Raw genomic sequence first — 23731 nt, forward strand, 5'->3', positions numbered from 1 at the left:
AACATTACACGGTCCCTGGGGTGCGGTACCAAATCGGTTTCCGCTCTGCCCCGGTCGGCGAGGTATTGTCCGCCTTCGTGTCCGTGATCGCGTTCTTCGCAGCCCGCCGCCGGACGCCGGTCGCCGCGGGGGTGTGCCTGCTGTCGTTCACGGCGTTCTGGGCCGCGCAACGGGCCGCGCACGTGTCGATGATCGACCTGATGGTCTACCGGGCCGAGGGCGCCGCCGTGCGTGCCGGCGGCGACCTGTACGCGCTGCGGGCGACGGCCGCGCACCTGCCGGCCACCTACCCGCCGTTCGCGGCCCTGCTGTTCACGCCGCTGCCCCTGCTGGACACGGCCGTCCTGCGCGCGCTGGCGACGGCCGGCAACCTCGCCCTGCTGCTGGCGTTCGTACGGCTGTCGCTGAAACTCGTCGGCCACGCGCGCGTGGAGACCGTCTGGTGGGTCGCGGCGCCGGCCGTGTGGTGCGAGCCCGTGTGGACGACCCTGCGCTACGGCCAGGTCAACCTGCTGCTGGCGGTCCTGGTGCTGTGGGACCTGGCCCGCCGCCCCGCCGGCGGGTACGACCGCTGGAGCGGACTGGGTCTGGGGCTGGCCGCCGCGGTGAAGCTGACGCCCGCGCTGTTCCCGGTGTTCCTGCTCGCCACGGGCGTCACGGCCCGCCTGCGGGGCGGCGACGGGGGGCCGTGGCTGCGGCACGCGCGCGGGGCGGCCGTGACGTTCGCCGGGGCGACCCTGCTCGCGGCGGCCGTCCTGCCGTACGACTCCTGGCGGTTCTGGACGGACGCGGTGTTCCTGGCCGGCCGCGCCGGTCACGCCGAGGACACCGCCAACCAGGCCCTGCGCGGCGTCCTGGCCCGCTTCCTGCACACACCCGACCCGGGAGCGCTGTGGGCGGTCTGCGCGGCCCTGACGGCCGTCGTGGGCCTCACGCTGGCCGCGCGGGCGGAGTTGAGGGGCCGGCGGGCCCTTGCGGTGTGCGGCTGCGCGATCACCGCCCTGCTGGTCAGCCCGGTGTCCTGGACCCACCACTGGGTGTGGTGCGTGCCCGTGGTGCTGTTCCTGTGGACGCGCGGACACCGGGCGGTGGCGCTGGGCACGGTGCTGGTCTTCTGCTCGTACGCCCCCTGGTGGGTGCAGCACGGCACCGGCCGCCCGGAACTGCGTCTCAAGGGGGCCGAATTGGCGCTCTCGGCCCTCTACGGAGGGGCCGGTGCGCTCTTCCTCGCACTGACCCGGACGTCGTCGCCGAGGGCCGGGTCCGGTGCGGTCCGCGTCACGCAGTGACGAACTGGTAGAACCTCTTGAGCGTGCAGTGCTCCTCCAGGAGCCGGCCGTAGATCGGCTCGCCCTCCAGTTCCCGGTACGTCTCGATCGGGTCGCCTTTTATGATCAGCGCCCGCGCGCACTCCTCGCACCAGTACTGGTAGTCGGGATTGATCGGCTCCATGTCCCGGACGATCGGCGTCCCGCTCCCGCACCAGTCGCACTTTCGCCTGTGTGCCCCCATCGATCAGCTCCAGCTGTGGCCGCAGGCCGTGCACACGTAGGAGATTCCGCCGTTGTCGCCGAGGACCTGCGCCACGTGCGCGGAACCGCAGGAAGGGCAGCTCAGCCGGGTGGCCGTGTCCCGGATCAACGCGGCACCGAGGAGGTGGTCCACCTCCTCGAGGATGCTCGCAGGCATCGCTACTCCCTCCCGTCGGGCAGCGCCCCCTTCCGGCCGTTTGATTCTGCCACGGCTGGACCAATACGGTCAGCGACGCCTCAGTACCAGTCCGGACACAGCGCCCGGCGCCGCCGTCCCGGCCGGCGCGCAGGCGTACACGGAGAAGGCCTCCGCGGACCTATACGACAGCGGACCCGCGGAAGACTCAAGCGGGTTCAGGAACAGTGTGCCGAATGCCGCCACACCGGACCACGCTGCCGGAGGGCGTCTCCCCCCGCCCCGCGGTCGCTGTCCGCCGACGGGATGCCGGGCCTTCCGGAGTTCCGGACCGTGGTCCACACCCCGGAGGACGAGGAGGCCGAGGGGAGCGTCCGCCGTGCACGCGGAGCAGGCCGGACGCAGAGGATCCCGCCCCCTGCGGGGACGGGATCCTCATCACCGATCTGCGACAACTCACCGGAGTGCCGATCTGTGGAGCTAAGGAGAATTGAACTCCTGACCTCCTGCATGCCATGCAGGCGCTCTACCAACTGAGCTATAGCCCCTGGTGTTCTTCCCGCTCGGCGGGGCGAACAAGAAGAACTTTAGCCTGTGACCAGCCGGAAAGTGAAATCCGGGGTCGGGGTTCCGGGACGGTCAGTCGTCGTCGCCGAGAACGGGCTCCGGGAGGGTGCCCGCGTTGTGCTCCAGCAGACGCCAGCCGCGGGCGCCTTCGCCCAGCACGGACCAGCAGCAGTTGGAGAGGCCGCCGAGACTCTCCCAGTGCCGGGCCTCCAGGCCGAGGAGGCGGCCGATGGTGGTGCGGATGGTCCCGCCGTGGCTGACCACGACGAGGGTGCCGTCCTCGGGCAGCTTCTCGGCGTGCCGCAGCACGACGGGCGCGGCCCGGTCGGCGACCTCGCTCTCCAGTTCGCCGCCGCCGCGGCGGACCGCCTCGCCGCGCTTCCAGGCGGCGTACTCCTCGCCGTAGCGGGCGATGATCTCCTCGTGCGTCAGTCCCTGCCAGACGCCCGCGTAGGTCTCGCGCAGGCCCTCCTCGCGGGTGACGTCGAGGCCCGTGAGGGCGGCCAGCTCGGCGGCCGTGTACGCGGCCCGCCGCAGGTCCGAGGAGATGATCGCGTCGGGGCCCAGGGAGGCGAGCAGCCGGGCGGCGCGGCGGGCCTGGCCGACGCCGGTCCCGGTCAGCTCGACGTCGGTGGAGCCCTGGAAGCGGCGCTCCACGTTCCAGGAGGTCTGGCCGTGCCGCCACAGGATGATGCGGCGGCCGCGGCTCCTGTGGTCGGTCACCTCACCGGTGGCGCTCACGACCAGTCTCCGCCCGGTTCCTGGTCGGCCTCGGCGGCCCGCTCGCGGGCGTGCTCCTCGCCCTTGCCCCGGGTGGCCCTGGCGTCGTCGGGCAGGTCCAGCTCGGGGCAGTCCTTCCACAGCCTCTCCAGGGCGTAGAAGACCCGCTCCTCGCTGTGCTGGACGTGGACGACGATGTCGACGTAGTCGAGCAGCACCCAGCGTGCCTCGCGGTCGCCCTCGCGGCGGACCGGCTTGGCGCCGAGTTCCTTCGACAGGCGCTCCTCGATCTCGTCGACGATGGCCTTGACCTGGCGGTCGTTCGGCGCGGAGGCCAGCAGGAAGGCGTCCGTGATCGACAGCACGTCGCTGACGTCGTAGGCGATGACGTCGTGGGCGAGCTTGTCGGCCGCCGCCTGGGCGGCAGTGTTGATGAGGTGAACAGAACGGTCGGTGGCGGTCACTACATGGCTTTCCGTCGGCGGACTTGTGACTTCAAGGGTCTCACGGACCGCCGGGGGCACCCCACGTGATGACGGCCTCACGGGGGGTGCCCCGGCCGGGTGGGCCGGGCGGCGGTCCGCCGTCAGGATGCTGAGGGCCGGTAGTCGCCGCCGAGGATCACCGAGACGTCGGCGCCGGAGGAGACGGTGCCCCGGGTCACGGAGCCGGCGGGCAGCCCGAGGGTCTTGGCGACCTCGGTGGCGTCCGCCTTGTGGGCGGCGCCGGCGTAGACCACCTTCGAGGTGACCTCGGTACCGGAGGCGCTGCCACCCTCCAGGAACGTGAAGCCGCCGTTCAGGAGCACGACGCGGGCCTTGTCGGTGTCGTCCTTCACGCCGGTGGCGTTCTGCACGGAGACCCGGACGGCGGAGCCGGAGGCGGGGCTCTTCGCGGTGCCGCCGAGGATGTCCTTCACCACGCTGTCGCTGGTCCGCGCGCTGAGTGTGCCGTCGGTCCGCACGGGCAGCAGCGTGGTCCGGTAGGAGCCGTTCTTGGCGAGGTCGGCGAGACGGGCGAGGAAGGCGCCGAGATCCTTGTCGGTGAGCGGCGGGTCCAGGATCTGCGCGAGGGTCTGCACGGTGGTGGTGGCCGCGGACGGGTCGGAGGACATCTTGCGCAGTACGCCCTGCATGACCTGCCCGAACCGTTGCAACTGGGCGCTCTGGGACTCGCCGGCCGCGCGGTAGGTGGCGTAGGCCACGGCCGCCTTGCCGCTGAGGGTCTGCTCGTGGCCCCGGTGGACGAGCGGGGCGGTGCCCTTCTTCCCGGCGTCCGGGTCGGGCACGTCGGTGTCGGTGTCCACCTCGATGTTGCCGACGAGTTCGACGAGGTTCTGAAGGTAGGGGGTGTCCAGGCGCCAGCTGCCCTGGATGCTGGTACCGAGGACGGTGTCGAGCTGGTCCCGGGTGCCGGAGGCGCCGTCGCCGTCCACGGACTTGGCGAGGGTCGTGACGGAGCCGTCGTCGCCGGTCAGCGCGAGGGCGTTGGGCAGCAGGACGGTGGTGCCCTGCTTGGTGGTGGTGTTGTCGACCAGCAGCGCGGTGGAGGTGCCGCCCTTGCCGGTGTTGTGCAGGTGGACGACGATCACGTCCCGTTTCTGGGCCGCGACGGGTGTGGCGCTGCCGGTCCTGCCGCCGGAGGAGGACAGGCCGGGCAGGTCTCCGGCGTACCAGAGGTAGCCGGCGCCGCCGGTCAGGACGAGGGCGAGGACGACGAGGAGGGTGATGATCCGGCCACGGGCGCGGCGGCGGGCCTCCTCGCGGCGCTCGGTGCGGTTCTCCGTGAACTTCAGCCAGTCGATGACGTCCTCGGGGTCACCGTCCGGGTCCTCGGCGAAGGCGAACGGGTCGCCCTGGCGATCCCGTTCGCCGGGGGCCGGCTCCTCCTCCCGCGCGGACCGCGTGTCCTCGGCGGGGCCGGCCTGCTGCGGGATGTAGGCGGTCTGCTCGGCGGCCCGGGGCTGCTGTCCGCCGTTCGCCGCCTGCCCGTAGGGGTCGTAGCCCGGGGCGCTCTGGGGGCCGGGGGCGTACGGGTCGTAGGGATCGTGCGGGGTGTACGGGGCCTGGGAGCCGTAGGGCTGCTCGTAGGCGGACTGCTGGTGGCCGCCGGCGTCGTGGGCGGGGGCCTGCGGCTGCCGGCCGGTGGCGTAGGGGTCGTGGTCGTAGCCCTGCGGCTGGGCGTACGGGTCGTAGGCCTCCTGCGGAGCCTGCTGTGCCGGGATCTGCCGGTACATGGGCCGGCCGTACTCGTCGTAGCCGACGAGTTCGTACGGGCCGGCGCCGTAGGCTGCGTCCCCCGCGTCGTATCGGTCGTTCACCGGTGCCCCTCTCGGCTCACTCGCCGCGGTACAGCTCGCGCTTGTCGATGTAGCGCACCACTCCGTCCGGCACCATGTACCAGATGGGGTCCCCCTTGGCGACCCTCCCACGGCAGTCCGTGGAGGAGATGGCGAGCGCCGGCACCTCGACGAGCGAGACACCGCCCTCCGGCAGGCCGGGGTTGCTCAGCTGGTGGCCGGGGCGGGTGACGCCGATGAAGTGCGCGAGGGAGAACAGCTCCTCGGAGTCGCGCCACGTCAGCAGCTGCGCGAGGGCGTCGGCGCCGGTGATGAAGAACAGGTCGGTGTCGGGGTTGAGGGCGCGCAGGTCCCGCAGGGTGTCCACGGTGTAGGTGGGGCCGCCGCGGTCGATGTCGATGCGGCTGACGGAGAACTGGGGGTTCTCGGCGGTCGCGATGACCGTCATCAGGTAGCGGTCCTCGGCCGGGGAGACGTCGCGGTGGGACTTCTGCCACGGCTGGCCGGTGGGGACGAACACCACCTCGTCCAGCTGGAACCGCGCGGCGACCTCGCTGGCCGCCACGAGGTGTCCGTGGTGGATCGGGTCGAAGGTTCCGCCCATGACGCCCAGGCGCCGCCTGCCCGTGAGGGCGGGGCCGTTGCCCGGTCCGTGCTGCGGATGCTTCACCGTGTCGCCGGCCGACTCGTGCGCCGGACCGGTAGGCATGTCCTGCTCTCCCATGCGTGCAGACCCTACCGGCCCGGCCTGCGGCGTCCGGCCGGGGACGGGTCCCCGCTCAGCGGTCGCGGTTGAAGCGGGTGGTGATCCACAGCAGGAGGAGCAGGACGATCAGGGCGCCGCCACCGGTGAGGGCCGGGTTCAGGCTGTTGTGGTTCCCGCCGTGCTCCTCGCCCTCGGCGGCGAGGGTGACCAACTGGGCTGCGGCGCTGTGGAAGCTCATCTTCGGCAGGACCTATCGCGTGTGGGCGGAATAAAGATGTCGGCTCATCGTAAGCGGGCGCTCCGGCGCCGATCACGCCGACTCCGCCGTTGGGACGGCCGGGCTCCGGCGGCCCGCGGGGCGGACGGCGAGGATGCGGCCGGATGCGGCGGGGTGGCGGGGTGGCGGGAACTTTCCCCGGTGGTCAGTCGTCCTTGCGCTTGTAACCGCTCAGCAGGAACCAGGCGGCCAGTGCGCAGCCGAGGACCATCACGACCAGGACGACGCGGAGCAGGTTTCCCGTCCCGTGCTGCTGGACGGCGACGGCGGCGGCCTCGGTCAGCCGGGCGGCTGCGGGGTGGTGCTCCATGGGCGGACTCCTTCGGTGTACTGCCCGTCCACGGTATCTCCGCCTAGGCTGGGCCCCGCCTCGGGGGGACCACAGTGGGCACTCACACGCACATGGGGGAAGACATGTCCGACGACGGCCGGCAGGACACGGGGACCGAGCGCGTGCCGAGCAGGCAGCGCAGGCGCTTCCCGGGGATCTCCTCGCGCGCGTACGAGCATCCGGCCGACCGTTCGGCTCTGGTGGCGCTGCGCAAGCTGACCGGGTTCGACGCCGTTTTCAAGGCGCTCAGCGGGCTGCTGCCGGAGCGGAGCCTCCGGCTGCTGTTCCTGTCCGACTCGGTGCGCGTCTCCGAGCGGCAGTTCGCGCACCTGCACGGCATGCTGCGGGACGCCTGCTACATCCTGGACCTGGAGAAGGTCCCGCCGATGTACGTCACGCAGGACCCGCAGCCGAACGCGATGTGCATCGGTCTGGACGAGCCGGTCATCGTGGTCTCCACGGGGCTGGTGGAGCTGCTCGACGAGGAGGAGATGCGGGCGGTCGTCGGGCACGAGGTGGGACACGCGCTGTCCGGCCACTCGGTGTACCGCACGATCCTGCTGTTCCTGACGTCCCTCGCGCTGAAGGTCGCCTGGATCCCGCTGGGCAACATGGCGATCATGGCGATCGTCACGGCGCTGCGGGAGTGGTTCCGCAAGTCCGAGCTGTCCGCGGACCGGGCCGGCCTGCTGGTGGGCCAGGACGTGCGGGCCTCGATGCGGGGCCTGATGAAGATCGCGGGCGGCAACCACCTGCACGAGATGAACGTGGACGCGTTCCTGGAGCAGGCCGAGGAGTACGACGCGGGGGGCGATCTGCGGGACTCCGTGCTGAAGATCCTCAACGTGCTGCCCCGCTCGCACCCGTTCACCACCGTGCGGGCCGCGGAGCTGAAGAAGTGGGCCGAGTCCCGGGAGTACCAGCGGATCATGGACGGCCACTACCCGCGCCGGGACGAGGACAACGACACCTCCGTCCGCGACTCCTTCCGTGAGTCGGCGGCCAGCTACGCCGGCGATGTCAAGGACTCCAAGGACCCGCTGATGAAGCTGGTCTCGGACCTCGCGGGCGGCGCGGGCGACCTGGGGGGCCGGGTCCGGCGGGGCTTCGACGGCTTCCGCAGCCCGCCGCCCGCCAAGGGGGACACCGCGAGCGGTGTCCGGGAGGAGTAGGCGGCCGGCCCGCTCACACCGCCGGCTGCCCGTTCACACCGTCGGCTGGGCGCCCGAGGACAGCGTTCCGCACAGCACGGCCGGGTGGTCCGTCTCGTAAGGGTCGGTGCCCGCGGGGCCGCCGGAGCGGGCGCTCTGGCCGGCGAGGAGGGGGCGCAGGTAGGCCGTGGAGTCCTCGGCACAGGCCAGGGGGCCCGCCTGGACGTAGGACGCGGTCAGCTGGACCTGGTGGGTGCGCAGGTCGGTGCGGTCGAAGCGGAAGGTCAGCTCGCGGCGGACCGTGAAGAGGGAGACGGGGGCGCCGGCGGCGGCACCGGTGGGCCGCAGGGCGTAGACGAAGGTGTGGTCGGCGGTGACCTCCAGCGTCGCCGGGTCGGTCTCGGCGGCCTTCAGGCTGCCCTGTACCCGGATCCGGTCGTCGGCCAGCCGGGCCCGGGCGGGGTCGAGACGGATCACCCAGCCGGTGGGCGCGTGCCGGCCGTCCGCGGTGGGCTTCTCGAAGCTCCGGTCGAACTGGTCGAGCTGGTCGGGGTCGAGCAGGGACCGGACGGGACTCACCTCGCGGCCGGTGAGCACCTCGGGGTAGAGCGAGGAGCGGACGAGGTAGTCCTTGGCGGTGGTGAGCGCGGCCACCACCTGGCTGTCGGAGAAGTGAGCCGTGGCCCGGGACGCGGGCAGCGGTATGCCCTGGGCACCGGTGTCGAAGTGGGCGGCGGGGCTGCGCGCGTACATCGTCTCGGGGTCGGCGGCGCCGGGCACCCGGCCCTGCGGGGCGAGCGGGACGACCGTCATCCGCAGGGGCTCCGGGGGACGCCGGGCCTGCGGGGAGCCGGCGGAGTGGCGCACGCCGAGGTAGACCGCGGTGCCGAAGGCGACGGCGATCAGTACGACGAGGACCAGGACCTGCCGGGTGAGCCCGCGGTGCAGGGGCGGGCGGCGGCGTACGGCGGGCGCGTGGTCGGCCATCCGCTCCTCGGCGGAGGACTCCTGGAGACGGGCAGCCCGGACGAACGACTCGTCGAACACGACGGATCGGTATTCGTCCTCGGCGCCGGGGGGACCGCCCTCGGGTGTCCCCTCCGGGGGGTCTCCACGCCCGCCCATACCTTCAGGGTAGGTCTCGCGGGACGCCGGTAAACGCCCTGCTACGGGACAACTTCTGACAGGTTCTCACCAAGGGCGGGTGGATCGTTCAGGGGGAGCGCGGGGCGGCCGGGACCGTCGGCCGCAAGACTCCGGCGGGAACGGAGGGAGCGTCGGCGCTGCCCTGTTCCCGGCCGGTGGACGCGGGCGCGGGCACCCGGTCCCGGGTGCCCGGGGAGCTGCCCCGGTAGACCGCGGCGAAGGCCAGGGCGAGCATGCCGATGCCCATCACGAGAGCGAGCATCCAGGCCACCGGGCGGTGCCAGCGGACCTGCTTGCCGAAGGGACCGTAGGGGCCGCGGTGGCCGCCGAGGACGTAGGTGCCGTCCAGTTCGTCGTCGTAGGGATCTTGGCCGGTTCCGGTGTCCTCGGGGCCGTGGCCGGGGTGTTCGCGGCGGGGGTGCGCGCGGCGGCCCTCGGCCTCGGAGGCCTCGGCTCTGGCCCGGGCGGCCGCCAGGAGGCGTTCGACGGCGGTCGGCTCGTGGACCGTGGCCGCCCGCACGAAGGCCTCGTCGAGGACCACGGAGGCGAACTCGTCGTCCGGCACCCCGTGGTCGTGGTCGTCGTCGGGCTCCCAGCCGTCAGGGAACGGCGTGCCCCCCACGTCCTCCGGCACGCATCCAGAGTAGACCTGGGGGGTCGGTTTGGGCAGACGGTACGGAATTCCGTCCGCCTGGCGGGACGCCTTTCCGGACACCCGCCGTTCCGGGCGTGGGGCGCCGCGGGCGTGGGGTCAGCGGCGTACGTGCCCGTCACCGGTGACGATGTACTTCGTGCTGGTCAGCTCCGGCAGGCCCATCGGGCCGCGGGCGTGCAGCTTCTGGGTGGAGATGCCGATCTCGGCGCCGAAGCCGAACTGGCCGCCGTCGGTGAAGCGGGTGGAGGCGTTCACGGCGACGGTGGTGGAGTCGACCAGCTGGGTGAAGCGGCGGGCCGCCTGCTGGGAGGTGGTGACGATGGCCTCGGTGTGGCCGGAGGTCCACAGCCGGATGTGCTCGACGGCCTTGTCGAGGGAGTCGACGACGGCGGCGGCGATGTCGTGGGACAGGTACTCGGTCTCCCAGTCCTCGGGGGTCGCCTCGACCACGGTGGCCCGTGAGCCCTCGGCGTGGGCCCTGACCCGCTCGTCGGCGTGGACGGTGACGCCGGCCTCGGCGAGGGCGTCCAGGGCGCGCGGCAGGAACTCGGCGGCGATGTCCTGGTGGACGAGGAGCGTCTCGGCGGCGTTGCAGACGCTGACCCGCTGGGCCTTGGAGTTGACCAGGATCTCGACGGCCATGGCGATGTCGGCCTGGGCGTCGACGTAGACATGGCAGTTGCCGGTGCCGGTCTCGATCACGGGGACGGTGGACTCGTTGACCACGGTCCGGATCAGGGAGGCGCCGCCGCGCGGGATGAGGACGTCGACCAGGCCGCGGGCGCGCATCAGCTCGCGCACGGAGTCGCGGCTCTCCCCCGGCACCAGCTGGACGGCGTCGGCGGGCAGCCCGGCGCCGCCGACGGCGTCGCGGATCACCCGGACCAGGGCGGTGTTGGACGCGTAGGCGGAGCCGGAACCGCGCAGCAGGACGGCGTTGCCGGACTTCAGGCAGAGGGCGGCGGCGTCGACGGTGACGTTGGGGCGGGCCTCGTAGATGATGCCGACCACGCCGAGCGGGACGCGGACCTGGCGCAGGTCGATGCCGTTGGGGAGGGTGGAGCCGCGGACGACCTCGCCGACCGGGTCGGGCAGCTTCGCGACGTCACGGACATCGGAGGCGATGGCGCGGATCCGCGGGGGGGTGAGGGTGAGCCGGTCGACGATGGCCTCGCTGGTGCCGGTCTCCCGGGCCCTGGCCACGTCCTCGGCGTTGGCCTCGACGATCTCGGCGGTCCGGACCTCCAGGGCGTCGGCGATGGCGAGCAGCGCGTCGTCCTTCACGGCGCGCGGCAGCGGCGCGAGGTCGGCGGCGGCGGCCTTGGCCCGGTAGGCGGCCTGGGTGACCGGGGACATCGAGTCGTACGGCGAGAGCGTGGTCATGGGGGAAGGGTAGTGCGCGCGACGCGGCCGTTCAGCGGCCGTCCCACACCCCGAGACACCGCAAAAGGGATGGATCTCCAGGGGCGCCGTTCCCGGGCCGGCCCGCCGGCGCCCGTGCTCCGGCGCCCGTGCTCCGGCGCCCGTGCTCCGGCGCCGTGCTCCGGCGCGCCGGTGCTCCGGCTCAGAACGGGTGCACGCCGACCGGGGTCGCCGGTGCGGGGCCGTAGCCCTCGGCGATGCGGTGGTGGTAGGTCTCGCGGTCGATGACCTCCAGGCCGACGATCTCCCAGGACGGCAGTCCGGCGCTCTGGCGGTGCTCGCCCCACAGCCGCAGCGCCACGGCGGCGGCGTCGTGCAGGTCGCGGGCCTCCTCCCAGTACCGGATCTCCGCGTGGTCGGTCGCGTACCTGCTGGTCAGGAGGAAGGGGTGGTCGTGGGCGAGCTGTTCCAGGGCCTGCCGCAGCTCGGGCAGGGGGACTTTCTTCCCGGAGACGCTGAGGGTGACGTGCCACAGCCGGGGCAGGTCCCTGGGCTCCTCATAGGTGTCACCGGCCGCGACGCTCGTCAGAGCACCGCGGGACGCCGTCCCAGGGCGCGCTCGTCTCACGACGGCCTCCTTCACGCATGCCGCGCATGCCGTGCGTGTCCGCACGGCCCGCAGGACCCCTTGCCGGAACGTGTCCCCTCAACATGTCCCCGGGACAAAGTTGAGCAGGCCCCACGGCTCCGCGTGGCGGTTTTACGGAACGTCCCCCACCGGGGGCGGTCCGCGTGGTTCGGCGTCCGAGCGGTCTTGCGAGCGTCACGCGTGCAGGAGGACGAGATCGTCCCTGTGTACGACCTCGCGTTCGTACGCCGGGCCCAGCTCGCGTGCCAGCTCGCGGGTCGAACGCCCGAGCAGCCGGGGGATCTCCTTGGCGTCGAAGTTGACGAGGCCCCGGGCCACCGCGCGACCCGTCGCGTCCCGCAGTTCGACGGGGTCGCCGGCGTTGAAGTCGCCCTCCACGGCGGCGATTCCGGCGGGCAGCAGGGAGGTGCGGCGCCGTACGACGGCGTCCACCGCCCCGTCGTCCAGGACGAGGGCGCCCTGCGGGGTGGAGGCGTGCTGGAGCCAGAGGAGACGGTCGGCGGAGCGTTTGCCGGTGGGGTGGAAGTAGGTGCCGGTGTCGCCGCCGGCGAGGGCCTCGGCGGCGTGGACGGTGCTGGTCAGCACCACCGGGATGCCTGCGGCGGCGGCGATCCGGGCGGCCTCGACCTTGGTGACCATGCCGCCGGTGCCGACGCCGGCCCTGCCCGTGCTGCCGATCTCGACACCGGCGAGGTCCTCGGGGCCCCTCACCTGCGCTATCCGGGAGGTGCCGGGCTTGCCGGGGTCGCCGTCGTAGACGCCGTCGACGTCGGAGAGCAGGACCAGCAGGTCGGCGTGGACGAGGTGGGCGACGAGGGCGGCGAGGCGGTCGTTGTCGCCGAAGCGGATCTCGTCGGTGGCGACCGTGTCGTTCTCGTTGACGACCGGGACGGCGCCCATGGCGAGCAGCTTGTCCAGGGTGCGGGAGGCGTTGCGGTGGTGGGCGCGGCGGCTCATGTCGTCGCTGGTGAGCAGGACTTGGCCGACGCGGACGCCGTAGCGGGCGAAGGAGGCGGTGTAGCGGGCGACGAGCAGGCCCTGGCCGACGCTGGCGGCGGCCTGCTGGCGGGCGAGGTCCTTGGGGCGGCGGCGCAGGCCCAGCGGGGCGAGGCCGGCGGCGATGGCGCCGGAGGAGACGAGGACGATCTCCTTCTCCCCGCCGCCGCGCATCTTGGCGAGGACGTCGACGAGCGCGTCGACGCGGTCGGCGTCCAGGCCGCCCGCGGCGGTCGTCAGCGACGAGGAGCCCACCTTGACGACGATCCTGCGGGCCTCGCCCACGGCCTGCCTTGCCCTTGCCACGTGCTGTCTCCACTCCCTCGCGCGTGGCAGCAATCTACGCGAAGGGGACCGCCGGGCAGGCGACGGTCCGGTGCGCGGACAGCGGCCGGCCCCCCGGCGGCTCACGCGCCGGAGCCGGCGAGGACGGCCGGCCCGGGCCGTCAGGCCGCGGCCGTCCCGAAGCCCTTGCCGGGCAGCATGCGGCGGATCTTGCGCAGGGCGCGGCGCGGGAAGCTGTTGGCGGCGGCCTCGCGGTAGCCCTCGAAGGCGCGTGCCTCGCGGGCGTCGGCGAGGTACATCTCGTCGGGGATGCGGGCCTTGGGGGACCGGAAGTGCGGATAGATGAGGTAGAGGCGGGTGCCGCGCTTCTCCAGGACGGCGGCGGCCTGCTTCTTGGCCTTGACGAACTTGACCACGTCCAGCAGCAGATCGGCGCGCTGCATGGCGACCAGGTGCAGCCGCAGCCGCTCGTGGACCTTCAGCCGGCGGGCCACACCGGGCGTCCAGTAGGCGTCCATCAGCGGCTTGGCCAGCTCGAACTTGTGCCGTCGGACCTCTTCGTCGTCGGTCAGGAACTTGGGGCCGAACTGGGGCAGCAGCGTGATGAGGAACGGCCGGACCATCAGGAGGTCGCGTCTGTCGCCGGCCGGGACCATGTCGGCGATCAGCTTCATCAGGGCGCGCGCGGAGTCGAAGCGCAGCGCGTAGCCGCCGGTCTTGGTGACGTGCTTGCCGTCGTCGCGGCCGACCAGGTAGTAGCAGGTGTAGTCGGCGAGCACGGAGACGCCGTCCGCCCGCAGATAGGCCTCCAGCGTGAACACGGCGTCCTCGCCGGTCCACAGGGACTCGTCGAACCGCATGCCGTGCCGGTCCAGCAGGGCGCGGCGGAACAGCTTCTGCGCGCTCAGTGTGAACTTGATGTTGGAGGAGAAGACGTCGGTCCGGTCGAGCGTCTCGCCCCACATGGACTTGGGGGCGGTGCGGTTGACGCCCTCGACGCGGCCGAGGACGACGTCCGTGCCGTTCCGGTCGGCCATGGCCACCATGCGCTCCAGCGCCTCGGGGCCGAGCCGGTCGTCGGCGTCGAGGAAGAAGACGTAGCGTCCGGTCGCCTTGGCCAGGCCGACGTTGCGCGGCCCGCTGGGGCCGCCGGAGTTCTCCTGGCGGATGACGGTGACCGGTATGGGCACGCGGGCCGCGAACTCCTCCAGGCACTCCCCGGTGCCGTCCGTCGAGCCGTCGTCGACCGCGATGACCTCCATCCGACCCGGATCGATGGTCTGCGCCTCGACGGATGCCAGGCACTCGACCAGGTACGGCATTGCTTCGTACGCCCCGATGATCACGCTCACATCAGGCTGCGTCACGACGGTCACACTTCCCCCTAGTCACGGAATATTTCCCCCGAATCGCCTCAATCGCAAACAGTTAGACGGACACCCGGGGCAAGCGGTTGCCTCACCGAGGGTGATGAGTGCCGCACATCACAGGACAATACGCCGACGCGGTAAGAGCTGTTCGGCTCCGGTTAAGAGCCGGGCAAGACGAAGGCCCCCGAGGCGTGCGCCTCGGGGGCCCGGTGGGGTGCGGGGGTCAGCCCGCGTTCACACCGTCCGTCTCGCCGGCCGACGCGGCGCGCTGGCCGGGCACCGCGTTGGTCAGCTCGGCCGACTCGGCGGGATCGGCGTTCGCCGCGCCGAGGCGGGACTCCTGGCCGGCGTTGCGGGCCTCGGCCTTGCGGGCCAGGCCGCCGACGGCGGCGTTGAACTGGTCGATCGACTTCGGCTCGTCCGGACCGAGCAGGTACTGCTTCAGCTCCGTGCGGGCGTCCGCGAGCGGGTCGGCGGCCGGGTCGCGCACGGCGTCCAGCAGGCCGCCCAGCTCGGCCGCGCCGTTGGACAGGATGACCGCCGCGCGCACGGCCGTGTTCTGCCGCCTGAACTCCTCGGCGCCCAGTTCGCCGGAGTCGGTGACCGCGTAGGGCTTGCCGCTGGCGATGAAGTCGGAGACCACGGAGGAGATGTCCGAGACCATCGCGTCGGAGACGTTGAAGCAGTCGTACAGACGCGGCTGGGCGCCGGTGATGACGCGGTGCTCGTGCGACGGGAACGAGCGCCAGTAGGCGGTGTTCCACTCGGCGCGCAGCCGGGCGATCTCCTCGTGCCGGTGCACGTCCACGACGCCGTCGCGGGTGGCCTCGGCCTCGTCGCCCTTGGTGCCGCCGGCGCCGGCCAGCTCGGCGAGCCGGGCCTCGATGCGGGTCAGTTCGGCCCTGGCCGCGGTCATGGCGGCGGTGTCCGCGGTGAAGCGGGGGTCGGTGGCGCGCTCGGCGGCGGACTTCTCGACCAGGGCGGCGATGCGCTGGTGGGCGGCCTTGGCGTCCTTGCTGACGGTGCCGGTGAACGGGTGCGGCTTGTACAGGACGCGGACCGGCGGGTCGGCCGTCACCAGCCGGGTCACGATGTTCTCACCGGCGAGCACGATCGAGGTGTTGCCGGGGTTGCCGTCCCAGCCCTCCCAGGTGGGGGCGTACAGCACGGTGGGGACGCGGTCCCCGGGCACGCCCTGCCAGGTCCGGATGGGCGCGAGCTGCGGGCGGCCGACCTCGACGATGTCGTCGTCGCGGACGCCGACGTCGGCGATGGCGTAGCGGTCGCGGCCGGCGCGGCCGGCGGTCCACACCTCGTCGTACACCTTGCTGTACGGGTTGACGCTGGCCAGCTTGTCGCTGTCGCCGTGGCCGATGAAGACGTGCTTCATGGTGGGCACGCGCAGCAGGTGGATGTTCTTGCCGACGTTGGCCGCGTAGAGCGCGACGCGCACGGTGGACAGGTCCAGGTTCATCAGGTGCACCCCTCCGGGCACGCAGATGACGGGGACCGTGGTGGGCGCGAGGTTGTTCAGGATGGCGCGCTCACGCAGGATGATCAGCGGCCGGGTGTCCAGCTGCTCCATCGTCTCCAGCCACATGTTGACCTGGTAGACGGAGTCCCGGGATCCGGAGAAGTACAGGACGGTCTCCGGCCGGTAGGCGGCCAGCCAGTCGTCGACGGCGGCGAGGACGACGTCGGCCTTCGGCGGGGTCTTCCGGCCGCGCACGAACGGCACGAGGACGGCGACGTAGCCGACGCCGAGACCGACGGTGAGACCGATGCCGAAGAAGCCGAAGGCGGCCGAGCCCAGCTGCGCGGAGAGCAGGACGCCGACGACCGCGAACAGGTCGAGGTGGAGCATCTTCTCCGCGGAGCGGTGCAGCAGGCGGCGCGGCGGGGCGTCCGGGATGCGGATGCGCGACTTCAGGTCGATGTTGCGGGTGGCGACCGGCATCCGGCGGCGGTTGCGGATGAGGGTGACCAGCGCCCCGTGCGGGGCCTGGAGGCCGTAGAAGGCGATGAAGCAGGCGACCGCGCCGTAGAAGATCAGGTCGTCGGAGAGGGACAGCCGGGCCAGCAGCAGGACCAGCAGCAGCTGGCGGATCAGGAAGCGGATCGACAGTCCCGCCCGGACCTTGCTGAGGCGGTTGATCAGGTAGCTGCCCTTGCGGTGCAGATAGTGGTCCGCCAGGTACGTCACGGCGGCCAGGGCCGCGAAGGCGGGAACGCTCGGGACGAGCGCGGCCAGCATGAGCGCCGGGAAGCCCAGCATCACGAGGGCCGCCGCGGCCAGCTCGGCCGCGCTGCCCACCCGGGCGACGCGAATAGCGGTGGATATCACGGAGAACCTGCTCTGGGAGGGGGGAGTGCCGGTTTTGTTCTGAAATGCCAGGGGATGCCGGTGATTTGTGCGGGGTACGGACACAGGCCCCCGCGAATACCCGGTGAACGGGTACCCACAGAGGCCTGAATTCCGAAAAGCTTAATTACCCTCGATTATTACACGCCGTCCTGACGGTCCAGCACCGAGGCGAGGGCCTGCTCGAAGCCGGAGGCCCGGGCGGCACCCGCGGTCGGGTCCTGCTGCCGGACGTCGATGACGTGACCGGTCAGCTCCGACAGCAGCACGTCCAGGGAGGTGCGGGCCACGGCCTCGGAGGACAGCAGCGAACCCGAGGGCTCCTGGCCGAAGGCCTTGGTGCGCATCGGGGTGGCGGTGCGCTCGGGGTTGATGCAGTTGACGCGGATGCCGTCGCCGGCCCACTCGTCGGACAGCGCCTGGGTGAGGTTCACCATGGCGGCCTTGGTGGAGGAGTAGAGGGAGTACTCGGCGCGGCCGCGGGTGTAGCTGCTGGAGGTGTAGAGCAGCAGCTGGCCCTTGGTCTCGGACAGGTACTTGTAGGAGGAGCGCGCGATCTGCACCGGGGCCAGGTAGTTGACCTTCAGCGCCTCCTCGATGGTGGCGTTGTCGGTCTCGGCGAGCTTGCCGATGCGCAGCACGCCCGCGGTGTTGACGACGTAGTCGATCCGGCCGGTCTCGGCGTAGGCCTTGGACAGCGCGTCGTCGACCTCCTCCGGGTTCTCCACGTGGGTGCCGGTGGTGGAGCGGCCGAGGGCGTAGACGTGCGCGCCGTAGGACCCGGCGAGTTCGGCGATGTCCTTGCCGATGCCGTAGGAACCGCCGAAGATGACGACCGTCTTGCCGGTCAGCAGCTCGCGGTAGGCCTGCTCGTCCTTCTGCTCGGGCGCGGCGGTGGAGGCGAGCTGGAACAGCTTGTCGGCGATGAAGACGTCGACCGGCTGGGTGACCTTCATGTTGTACTCGTCGCCCGCGACGACGTGGATCGGCACGTCGGGCAGGTACCGCAGGACCACCGAGCAGTCGTCCGTGGCCTGGAAGTTGGGGTCACCGGCGGCGACCTGGTAGGCGCGGCGGATCGTGGACAGCTTGAAGGCCTGCGGCGTCTGGCCGCGGCGCAGCCGGGAGCGGTCCGGGATCTCGGTGATGAACTCGCCGTCCTCGCCGTGGGTGCGCGTGACGATGATGGTGTCCGCGGACGGGATGGCGACGTCCACGGCCTGGTAGCGCTCGAGCGCGGCCACGCAGTCGTCGATGACGCGCTGCGAGAGCAGGGGGCGTACGGCGTCGTGGAAGAGGACGTTGCGGTCCTCGCCCTCGGCCAGGCCCTCACCGAGGGCGCTGATGGCACGCTCGGTGGTCTCGTTCCGGGTCGAACCGCCCTCGATGACCTTCTTCACCTTGGTGAAGCCCGCCTTGGCGACGATCTTCTCGACGTCCGGCACATATCCCGGCGCCATCAGCACGATGATGTCGTCGATCGAGTCGGTGTTCTCGAAGGTGGTCAGGGTGTGCTCGATGACTGCCTTGCCGGCGATCTTCAGCAGCTGCTTGGGGATCGACAGACCCACCCGCTGACCGGTGCCACCGGCCAGGATCACTGCGGTGGTACGGGGCTTGGCTATGTGCTGGGACACAGGTGACCTACCTTGGGGCGACAGGGAACCGTGAAATGGTCCCACCTCGGGTAACCGCAGTGCAAGGTGAGCGACCTCCCATGCATATGTGCGCGCCACCTGTCATTCACCTCGCGCCCCCGGTCATTGGCCGCGGGCGCTGCGAACCCCCGTGAATTCGCTGTGAGTAAGTCCACAGGTGGGCCGGGAGAGACGCCCCGAAGCGGCGGCCCGCCCCGCCGTGCCGGCGCCGCCCTGCGGGGCGGGACATCTTCGCCTCCCGGTGCGTGGAGCGCACCCGGTCCGCGAAATCGGCACGGCACCGCCCGGACAAGACGGGAAATACAGCGTTTCGGGGAAGTCGATCGCCCCGGAATTCCAGCAGCGATTCAGTGGTGTTCCGGTCACGAGGGGATTTCCGGGCGGCCCGTACGGCGACGCGCCGGAGCCCGGGACGCGTCCGTGTCCCGGGCTCCGGCGGACCGGCACCGGCTCACACGAGGGTGACCCCGGGCTCGTCCGACTCCACCCGGAGTCTGGCCAGGGTGCTCGCCGTCGCCTGCGGCTTCAGCACCGTGTCGACGACCCGGACCTGGGCGTCGATGCCGTCGCGGCGGATGTCGAAGAGGTGGTAGCCGCGGTGGGCGTCGATGAGTTTCCAGTGCGGGTTGTCCGCCTTCAGCGGGTCCCACTGGCGGTGGAAGGCGTCCTGGTCCTGGTCGCCGCTGCTGGAAATGGAGGTGCCGACGAACTCGGCGCCGACCACGTCGGAGTCCGGGTCGGCGTAGTCCGTCCTGAGGTCGCTGATCATCGTCAGGTGCCGGTCGCCGCTGAGCACCACCGGGTTGCGGATGTCGGCGAACTCCTCCAGCAAGGAGTTGCGTTCGACCTGGTAGCCGTCCCAGGCGTCGTAGTACCAGAGCTTGCCGTCGCCGGGCAGCAGGTCGGTCTCGGCCATCATGATCTGCGAGGCGATGAGGTTCCAGCGGGCCGGGGAGTCGTGCAGCCCGTCGAGCAGCCACTGCTTCTGCTCCGCGCCGAGCATGGTCTGCGTCGGCGCCTGCGCGCCCTCCTGGGTGGTGGCCTGGTCGCTGCGGAACTGCCGGGTGTCCAGGACGTTGAGCCGGGCGAGCCGGCCGAAGTCCAGACGGCGGTACATCTGGATGTGCGGGCCGTCCGGGACGGCCGTGGCGCGCACCGGCATGTGCTCGTAGTACGCCTGGAAGGCCGCGGTGAGCCGGGCCACGAACGCGTCGTGCGACTGCTTGTCCGGGTCCTGCGGGATCTCGCCGGCCCAGTCGTTGTCCACCTCGTGGTCGTCGAAGGTGACCACCCAGGGCGCGCTCGCCTGCATCGCGGCCAGGTCGGGGTCGGTGCGGTACTGCGCGTACCGGTTGCGGTACTGCGTGAGGGTGTACGGCTCGCCCTTGCCCTCGTGGCGGCGCACGGCCGTGGCGGACGGCGCGGACTCGTAGATGTAGTCGCCGACGAAGAGCACGAAGTCGGGGTCCTGCGCCAGCATGTCGGCGTACGGCGTGAAATAGCCGTGCTGCCAGTTCTGGCAGGAGGCGAGGGCGACGCGCAGCGAGCCGCCCCGCCGGTGCGGGTGGGGCGCGGTGCGGGTGCGGCCGGTGGGCGAGAGCTGGTCGCCGGCCCGGAAGCGGTACCAGTACGAGCGGTCCGGACGCAGGCCGCGGACGTCCACGTGGACGCTGTGGCCGAGTTCGGGGCCTGCCTGGGCGGTGCCCCGGCGGACGGTTCTGCGGAACCGCTCGTCCTCGGCGATCTCCCACTCCACGGGGAAGACCGCGTCGGGCATGCCGCCGCCCCCCAGCGGGTCGGGCGCGAGTCTGGTCCACAGCACGATCCCGTCGGGCAGTGGATCGCCGGAACCGACACCGAGGGTGAACACCCCGTCGGGCAGCGGGGCGCCGGCCGCGCGGGCGGTGCCGGGCAGCCATAACTGGGCGGAGGCCGCGGCGCCGAGGACGGCGGCCCCCGCGGTCAGAAAGCGGCGGCGGTCGGGCGATGGTCCGGTCATGCGCTGACTCCCTTTGCCACAGTGGCCTCGTGACAGGTCGGTTCGGACATGCGGAAGCTCCCACGGCCGGACGGCCCGACTGCTGAACAGCGCCCTCCACGAGCATGACAAATGGGCAGACAACAGAAGACCCGTCGCGGCACGGGAAAACCCTCGCGCCGCAACGAGCCTGACGGTAGGTCGGAATCCGGCCCGCCACCCATGGCTCAGGAACCGAAGCCGGCCCCCAGCCGTGCGTCCGCGGCCACCGTGCCGAGCGTGCCGCCGGCGAAGCTGAACGAGCCGCTCGGCGTGATCCCCGTGGTGGTGCCGCGCAGCACCCACACCGCCCCGGCCTCGGTGTTCTCCCCCGGCGCGCCGACGACCAGTTCGGCCCGGCCGTCGCCCTCCGCGTCCAGCAGGCGCACGGCCGAGCCGAACGCGTCACCCTGCTCGCCGGTGCCGGGCACGCCCGCGGTGTCCTGGCCGAACTCCTTCGCACCGCCGCCCGTCGGGCCCTTGGCGGTACCGCGCGGCGTGATGACCCGTCCGCCCGTGGAGACACCGGGCGCGCCGACCGCGATGTCCGCGTAGTGGTCGCCGTCGATGTCCGCCACCGAGAGGCCGGTGCCGAAACCGGATCCCGGCTCGGCGGTGCCCGGCACGCCCGCGGTGTCCAGGTTCACGAGGACCGCCTTCGTCCCGTCGGGTCCCTCGGCCGTGCCCGGGATCCAGGCGATCCGGCCGCCCTCGGCGAGCGGGGTGTCCACGTCGCTGTCGGCGCCCTCGGCGGCCCGGCCCACGACCAGGTCGGCGTGACCGTCCCGGTTCACATCGCCGACGGCGAGGTGCTCGCCGCCCTGGAGACCGGTACCGGCGCCGCTGACCAGACGGTACGGAAGGAGCCCGTCGTGCGTGCCCGTCCAGTGCACGACGCGGCGGGCGTCCCACTCGTCGCCGTCGTTCTCCGCGGCGGCGATGTCGGTGACGCCGTCGCCGTCGAGGTCGCCGGCGACCAGGTCGAGGACCCGGCTGTCGAACGGGTCGGTGACCAGCTGCGCGCCGTGCGCGGTGGCGCCGTTGCGGCCGAACGGCCCGGCCAGCACCCTCAGATCGTGCGCGGTCACCACGGTGACGACGTCCGGCGCGCCGTTGCCGTCCACGTCCCCGACGGTCAGGTGCCCCCGGTCGCCGAGCCCCTCGTACTCCTTCCCGCCGGCCAGCGTCACCCCGCCGGACAGGCCCTTCGCCCCACCCCGGAGCACCACGAGCGACCCGGCGTCGGTGCCGGCCGACGTGTCCTCGCCCCCGCCCCGACGACCAGGTCGGCATAGCCGTCGCGGTCGAGGTCGGCGGTGGCGACGGCGCTGCCGAACCGGTCACCGGCCTCCGCGCTGCCCGGCACCCCGGCGCTGTCCTGGCTGAGGACCTGCCGGGTGGAGGTCTTCGGGCCACTCGCCGAGCCGTAGACCAGCCGCGAGGGCGAGGCCGGCGGCGGGCGCCGGGGTCCGGCGGCGGGCGGGGCGGGGCTGGTCGGGCACGTCTGCTCGGGGAGTCGGCGGCGAGGGGGCGAGAAAAGGGAAGTGCGACACGGAGAGCAAGATCCTCTCCGTGTCGCACTGTTCGACTCACCGGGGTGACGTGGGGTTTCCCTCACCGCCGCCGCGGATCTCCCCGCCGTTCACCCGCCCGGTTCTCCCGGGCGGGCGGGGCGTGCCTCTACTCGAACGGGTCGAATTCGTCGTACTCCCGCAGCGCGTCGTCCCGCTCCGCCTCCTTGTCGCGGCGGCGCTGCGCGGCGGGCCGCTGCGCGTCGAAGCGGTGGTCCTCACCACGGCGGCCGAGCATCTCCGCGCCGGCCATGACCGTGGGCTCCCAGTCGAAGACGACCGCGTTGTCCTCGGGGCCGATGGCGACGCCGTCGCCCGAGCGGGCGCCCGCCTTCATCAGTTCCCCTTCCACACCGAGACGGTTGAGCCGGTCGGCGAGGTAGCCGACGGCCTCGTCGTTGTTGAAGTCGGTCTGGCGGACCCAGCGTTCGGGCTTCTCGCCGCGCACCCGGAACAGCAGCTCGCCGCCGGCCTCCTCGCGGGTGACGGTGAAGCCGGCGTCGTCCACGGCCTTCGGCCGGATGACGATCCGGGTCGCCTCCTCCTTCGGCCTGGCGGCGCGCGCCGTGGCGATCAGCTCACCGAGCGCGAAGGTCAGCTCGCGCAGACCGATGTGGGCGACGGCCGACACCTCGAAGACGCGGTAGCCGCGGGACTCCAGGTCGGGGCGGACCATCTCGGCGAGGTCCTTGCCGTCGGGCACGTCGACCTTGTTCAGGACGACGATCCGCGGCCGGTTGTCGAGACCGCCGTACTGCCGCAGCTCCTCCTCGATGGTGTCGAGGTCGGAGACCGGGTCGCGCTCGGACTCCAGGGTGGCGGTGTCCAGCACGTGCACCAGCACGCTGCACCGCTCCACGTGCCGCAGGAACTCCAGGCCCAGACCGCGGCCCTGGCTGGCGCCGGGGATGAGACCGGGCACGTCGGCGATGGTGTAGACGGTGGAACCTGCGGTGACCACGCCCAGGTTCGGGACCAGCGTGGTGAACGGGTAGTCGGCGATCTTCGGCTTGGCCGCGCTGAGCACGGAGATCAGCGAGGACTTGCCGGCGCTCGGATAACCGACGAGGGCCACGTCGGCGACCGTCTTCAGCTCCAGGACGATGTCGCTCAGGTCACCGGGCTCGCCGAGCAGCGCGAAACCGGGCGCCTTGCGGCGGGCCGAGGCCAGCGCCGCGTTGCCGAGGCCTCCCCGGCCGCCCTGCGCGGCGACGTACGAGGTGCCGTGGCCGACCAGGTCCGCGAGGACGTTGCCCGCCTTGTCCAGCACGACCGTGCCGTCCGGCACCGGCAGGACGAGGTCCTGGCCGTCCTTGCCGGAACGGTTCCCGCCCTCGCCGGGCTTGCCGCTGGTGGCCTTGCGGTGCGGGGAGTGGTGGTAGTCGAGCAGCGTCGTGATCGACTGGTCGACGGTCAGGATGACGTCGCCGCCCCGGCCGCCGTTGCCGCCGTCGGGGCCGCCGAGCGGCTTGAACTTCTCACGGTGGACGGAGGCACAGCCGTGGCCCCCGCTACCCGCGGCGACATGCAGTTCGACGCGGTCCACGAAGGTGGTCATGGTTCAGTGCCTCCAGAAACGTGCGGATCTGTCTTCTAGGTAACACGCGAAAGGCGGACCCGCCTTCCCGATCGGGAAGTGAGGTCCGCCTCGCGAGATGTTCGGTCGATGCCGTGAATCAGACGATTCAGGCGACCGGAACGATGTTCACGACCTTGCGGCCACGGTGGGAGCCGAACTCCACCGCACCGGCCTGGAGGGCGAACAGCGTGTCGTCGCCACCGCGGCCGACACCGGCGCCGGGGTGGAAGTGGGTGCCACGCTGGCGGACCAGGATCTCACCCGCGTTGACGACCTGACCGCCGAAGCGCTTCACGCCGAGCCGCTGGGCATTGGAGTCGCGACCGTTCCGGGTGGACGATGCGCCCTTCTTGTGTGCCATT

23 protein-coding genes and 1 tRNA gene are annotated in these 23731 nt (G+C 72.0%); 2 read left to right on the forward strand and 22 right to left on the reverse strand.

Features of this window, described 5'->3' with window-relative positions; all coding sequences use genetic code 11:
* Window positions 1-77 precede the first annotated feature (77 nt).
* Window positions 78-1289, forward strand: a complete 1212-nt coding sequence (locus tag ACGFT1_RS15880) for a glycosyltransferase 87 family protein (protein WP_373909545.1) — start codon at window positions 78-80, stop codon at window positions 1287-1289.
* On the opposite strand, the gene ACGFT1_RS15885 is transcribed toward ACGFT1_RS15880, so the two are convergent.
* The 9 genes from ACGFT1_RS15885 to ACGFT1_RS15925 all read right to left on the reverse strand — a co-directional run bounded on the left by ACGFT1_RS15885 (window position 1279) and on the right by ACGFT1_RS15925 (window position 6547).
* A complete protein-coding gene (locus ACGFT1_RS15885; protein WP_030653820.1) occupies window positions 1279-1512 on the reverse strand; it encodes a hypothetical protein in 234 nt (77 codons plus the stop codon). The genes ACGFT1_RS15880 and ACGFT1_RS15885 overlap by 11 nt on opposite strands.
* Window positions 1513-1515: 3 nt before the next feature.
* Window positions 1516-1689, reverse strand: coding sequence for a hypothetical protein (locus ACGFT1_RS15890; RefSeq protein WP_373909546.1), 174 nt, complete (start codon window positions 1687-1689; stop codon window positions 1516-1518).
* 454 nt (window positions 1690-2143) lie between these two features.
* A tRNA-Ala gene (locus ACGFT1_RS15895) sits at window positions 2144-2216 on the reverse strand.
* Window positions 2217-2307: 91 nt separating this feature from the next.
* Complete coding sequence (locus ACGFT1_RS15900) at window positions 2308-2982, reverse strand: histidine phosphatase family protein (protein WP_373909715.1); 675 nt, start codon at window positions 2980-2982, stop codon at window positions 2308-2310.
* Complete coding sequence (rsfS, locus tag ACGFT1_RS15905) at window positions 2973-3419, reverse strand: ribosome silencing factor (RefSeq protein WP_361998183.1); 447 nt, start codon at window positions 3417-3419, stop codon at window positions 2973-2975. The genes ACGFT1_RS15900 and rsfS overlap by 10 nt, the downstream gene beginning before the upstream one ends.
* Window positions 3420-3541: 122 nt before the next feature.
* Window positions 3542-5275: a LytR C-terminal domain-containing protein gene (locus ACGFT1_RS15910; RefSeq protein ID WP_373909547.1), complete on the reverse strand. Its 1734-nt coding sequence runs from the start codon at window positions 5273-5275 to the stop codon at window positions 3542-3544.
* 16 nt (window positions 5276-5291) lie between these two features.
* The gene (gene nadD, locus ACGFT1_RS15915; protein WP_356816276.1) at window positions 5292-5978 is read right to left on the reverse strand and encodes a nicotinate-nucleotide adenylyltransferase; all 687 of its coding nucleotides are present in this window, start codon (window positions 5976-5978) and stop codon (window positions 5292-5294) included.
* 55 nt (window positions 5979-6033) lie between these two features.
* Window positions 6034-6198: a hypothetical protein gene (locus ACGFT1_RS15920; RefSeq protein WP_373909548.1), complete on the reverse strand. Its 165-nt coding sequence runs from the start codon at window positions 6196-6198 to the stop codon at window positions 6034-6036.
* Between the two features lie 184 nt (window positions 6199-6382).
* Window positions 6383-6547, reverse strand: a complete 165-nt coding sequence (locus ACGFT1_RS15925; protein WP_373909549.1) for a hypothetical protein — start codon at window positions 6545-6547, stop codon at window positions 6383-6385.
* Window positions 6548-6651: 104 nt separating this feature from the next.
* On the opposite strand from ACGFT1_RS15925, the gene ACGFT1_RS15930 reads away from it, so the two are divergent.
* On the forward strand, window positions 6652-7740 hold the full coding sequence (locus ACGFT1_RS15930; RefSeq protein WP_373909550.1) for a M48 family metallopeptidase: 1089 nt from the start codon (window positions 6652-6654) through the stop codon (window positions 7738-7740).
* Window positions 7741-7773: 33 nt separating this feature from the next.
* Here the strand turns inward: ACGFT1_RS15930 and ACGFT1_RS15935 are convergent, their stop codons facing one another.
* From ACGFT1_RS15935 to rpmA, 13 genes are all read right to left on the reverse strand, one after another.
* A complete protein-coding gene (locus ACGFT1_RS15935) occupies window positions 7774-8844 on the reverse strand; it encodes a hypothetical protein (RefSeq protein WP_373909551.1) in 1071 nt (356 codons plus the stop codon).
* Between the two features lie 88 nt (window positions 8845-8932).
* Window positions 8933-9499, reverse strand: coding sequence for a hypothetical protein (locus ACGFT1_RS15940; protein WP_373909552.1), 567 nt, complete (start codon window positions 9497-9499; stop codon window positions 8933-8935).
* 117 nt (window positions 9500-9616) lie between these two features.
* Window positions 9617-10903, reverse strand: coding sequence for a glutamate-5-semialdehyde dehydrogenase (locus ACGFT1_RS15945; protein WP_373909553.1), 1287 nt, complete (start codon window positions 10901-10903; stop codon window positions 9617-9619).
* Between the two features lie 181 nt (window positions 10904-11084).
* Window positions 11085-11510 (reverse strand): hypothetical protein, encoded by a 426-nt coding sequence (locus ACGFT1_RS15950; RefSeq protein WP_373909554.1) that lies wholly within the window; start codon window positions 11508-11510, stop codon window positions 11085-11087.
* Window positions 11511-11705: 195 nt separating this feature from the next.
* Entirely contained in the window at window positions 11706-12812 is a 1107-nt protein-coding gene (gene proB, locus ACGFT1_RS15955) for a glutamate 5-kinase (RefSeq protein ID WP_373909716.1), read from the reverse strand.
* A 161-nt stretch (window positions 12813-12973) separates the two neighbouring features.
* Window positions 12974-14134, reverse strand: coding sequence for a glycosyltransferase family 2 protein (locus ACGFT1_RS15960; RefSeq protein WP_373909717.1), 1161 nt, complete (start codon window positions 14132-14134; stop codon window positions 12974-12976).
* A 271-nt stretch (window positions 14135-14405) separates the two neighbouring features.
* A complete protein-coding gene (locus tag ACGFT1_RS15965) occupies window positions 14406-16496 on the reverse strand; it encodes a hypothetical protein (RefSeq protein ID WP_373909718.1) in 2091 nt (696 codons plus the stop codon).
* A gap of 188 nt (window positions 16497-16684) precedes the next feature.
* The gene (locus ACGFT1_RS15970; RefSeq protein ID WP_373909555.1) at window positions 16685-18181 is read right to left on the reverse strand and encodes a D-ribitol-5-phosphate cytidylyltransferase; all 1497 of its coding nucleotides are present in this window, start codon (window positions 18179-18181) and stop codon (window positions 16685-16687) included.
* A gap of 472 nt (window positions 18182-18653) precedes the next feature.
* Window positions 18654-20201 (reverse strand): alkaline phosphatase, encoded by a 1548-nt coding sequence (locus ACGFT1_RS15975; protein ID WP_373909556.1) that lies wholly within the window; start codon window positions 20199-20201, stop codon window positions 18654-18656.
* 206 nt (window positions 20202-20407) lie between these two features.
* Window positions 20408-21448 (reverse strand): FG-GAP-like repeat-containing protein, encoded by a 1041-nt coding sequence (locus ACGFT1_RS15980; RefSeq protein WP_373909557.1) that lies wholly within the window; start codon window positions 21446-21448, stop codon window positions 20408-20410.
* On the reverse strand, window positions 21406-21585 hold the full coding sequence (locus ACGFT1_RS15985; RefSeq protein ID WP_373909558.1) for an FG-GAP repeat protein: 180 nt from the start codon (window positions 21583-21585) through the stop codon (window positions 21406-21408). Before ACGFT1_RS15985 ends, ACGFT1_RS15980 begins: the two co-directional genes overlap by 43 nt.
* Window positions 21586-21899: 314 nt before the next feature.
* A complete protein-coding gene (gene obgE, locus ACGFT1_RS15990) occupies window positions 21900-23348 on the reverse strand; it encodes a GTPase ObgE (protein WP_373909559.1) in 1449 nt (482 codons plus the stop codon).
* A gap of 127 nt (window positions 23349-23475) precedes the next feature.
* Window positions 23476-23730, reverse strand: coding sequence for a 50S ribosomal protein L27 (gene rpmA / locus ACGFT1_RS15995; RefSeq protein ID WP_061922958.1), 255 nt, complete (start codon window positions 23728-23730; stop codon window positions 23476-23478).
* Window position 23731 lies beyond the last annotated feature (1 nt).

This window comes from Streptomyces sp. Y20 (genome assembly GCF_043195475.1).
Lineage (GTDB): Bacteria > Actinomycetota > Actinomycetes > Streptomycetales > Streptomycetaceae > Streptomyces.